Origin of the sequence: Acidovorax sp. ST3 (assembly GCF_003231145.1) — a bacterium.
Classification (GTDB): Bacteria; Pseudomonadota; Gammaproteobacteria; order Burkholderiales; family Burkholderiaceae_C; genus Acidovorax.
On record NZ_QKVP01000014.1, the window covers coordinates 1 to 1,658 of the forward strand.

Genomic DNA, 1,658 nt, shown 5'->3' on the forward strand with positions numbered 1-1,658 from the left:
GCCTTGACCAGTTCCGGCACAGCCGTGAACAGATCCGCTTCCAGCCCATAGTCAGCCACGCTGAAGATCGGTGCCTCAGGATCCTTGTTGATCGCCACGATCACCTTGGAGTCCTTCATCCCAGCCAAGTGCTGGATGGCACCCGAGATACCAGCCGCCACATACAGCTGCGGCGCCACGATCTTGCCCGTCTGGCCCACTTGCCAGTCGTTGGGGGCGTAGCCTGCGTCCACCGCCGCGCGGCTGGCACCCAGGGCGGCGCCCAGCTTGTCAGCCAGCGGGGTCATGACTTCGTCGAACTTTTCCTTGCTGCCCAGGGCCCGGCCACCGGAGACGATGATCTTGGCGGCCGTCAGCTCGGGGCGGTCGCTCTTGGCGATTTCGCTGCCCACAAAGCTGCTCTTGCCGGCATCGGCCGTGGCGGCGGCGGTTTCAACTTGTGCGCTGCCACCGGTGGCGGCTGCGGCGTCAAAGCCGGTGGTGCGCACGGTGATGATCTTGACGCTGTCGCTGCTTTGCACGGTGGCAATGGCGTTGCCGGCGTAGATGGGGCGCTCGAAGGTGTCAGGAGAGACGACCTTGGTGATGTCGCTGATCTGGGCGACATCGAGCTTGGCAGCCACGCGGGGGGCCACGTTCTTGCCGCTGGCGGTGGCCGGAAACAGGATGTGGCTGTAGCTCGAAGCAATGGCCAGCACTTGCGCGGCCACGTTTTCTGCGAGGCCGTGTTCCAGGCCTGCTGCGTCTGCGTGGATGACCTGGGCGACACCGGCGATGCTGGCGGCGGCTTGTGCGGCTGCACCGGCATTGTGGCCAGCCACCAGCACGTGCACGTCGCCGCCGCAGGCGACGGCGGCCGTGACGGTGTTCAGCGTGGCGCCCTTGATGGACGCGTTGTCGTGTTCAGCAATAACGAGTACCGACATTTAGATCACCTTCGCTTCGTTCTTGAGTTTTTCGACCAGGGCGGCCACGTCGGCCACCTTGATGCCTGCGCCGCGCTTGGCGGGTTCGGTCACCTTCAGGGTCTTCAGGCGGGGCGCCACGTCCACGCCGAGGTCTTCGGGCTTGACGGTATCGAGCTGCTTTTTCTTGGCCTTCATGATGTTGGGCAAGGTGACGTAGCGGGGCTCGTTCAGGCGCAGGTCGGTGGTGATGACGGCTGGCAGGCTCAATGCCAGGGTTTCGAGGCCGCCATCCACTTCGCGGGTCACGCTGACTTTGTCGGCTGCGAGTTCAACCTTGCTGGCGAACGTGGCCTGGGGCAGGTCGGCCAAAGCAGCCAGCATCTGGCCGGTCTGGTTGGCGTCGTCGTCGATGGCTTGTTTGCCCAGGATGATGAGAGAAGGTTGTTCTTTGTCGACCAGGGCTTTGAGGAGCTTGGCCACGGCCAGGGGCTGCAGTTCGACGTCGGTTTCCACCAGGATGGCGCGGTCGGCGCCAATGGCCATGGCGGTGCGCAGGGTTTCCTGGCATTGGGCCACGCCGCAGGAGACTGCGATGACTTCGGTCACCAGGCCTTTTTCTTTCAGGCGCACGGCCTCTTCAACGGCGATTTCGTCAAAGGGGTTCATGCTCATCTTCACGTTGGCGATGTCCACACCCGTGTTGTCCGACTTCACGCGGACCTTCACGTTGTAGTCCACCACGCGCTTGAC

2 protein-coding genes are annotated in these 1,658 nt (G+C 63.8%); both read right to left on the bottom strand.

From position 1 onward, the window contains the following. Nucleotides 1–926 (bottom strand): electron transfer flavoprotein subunit alpha/FixB family protein (locus tag DNK89_RS23235; protein WP_110962002.1); only part of this gene is annotated, 926 nt, incomplete at its 3' end. Further along, the coding region (locus DNK89_RS23240) for an electron transfer flavoprotein subunit beta/FixA family protein (protein WP_238990911.1) at nt 927–1,658 on the bottom strand (732 nt) is incomplete at its 5' end.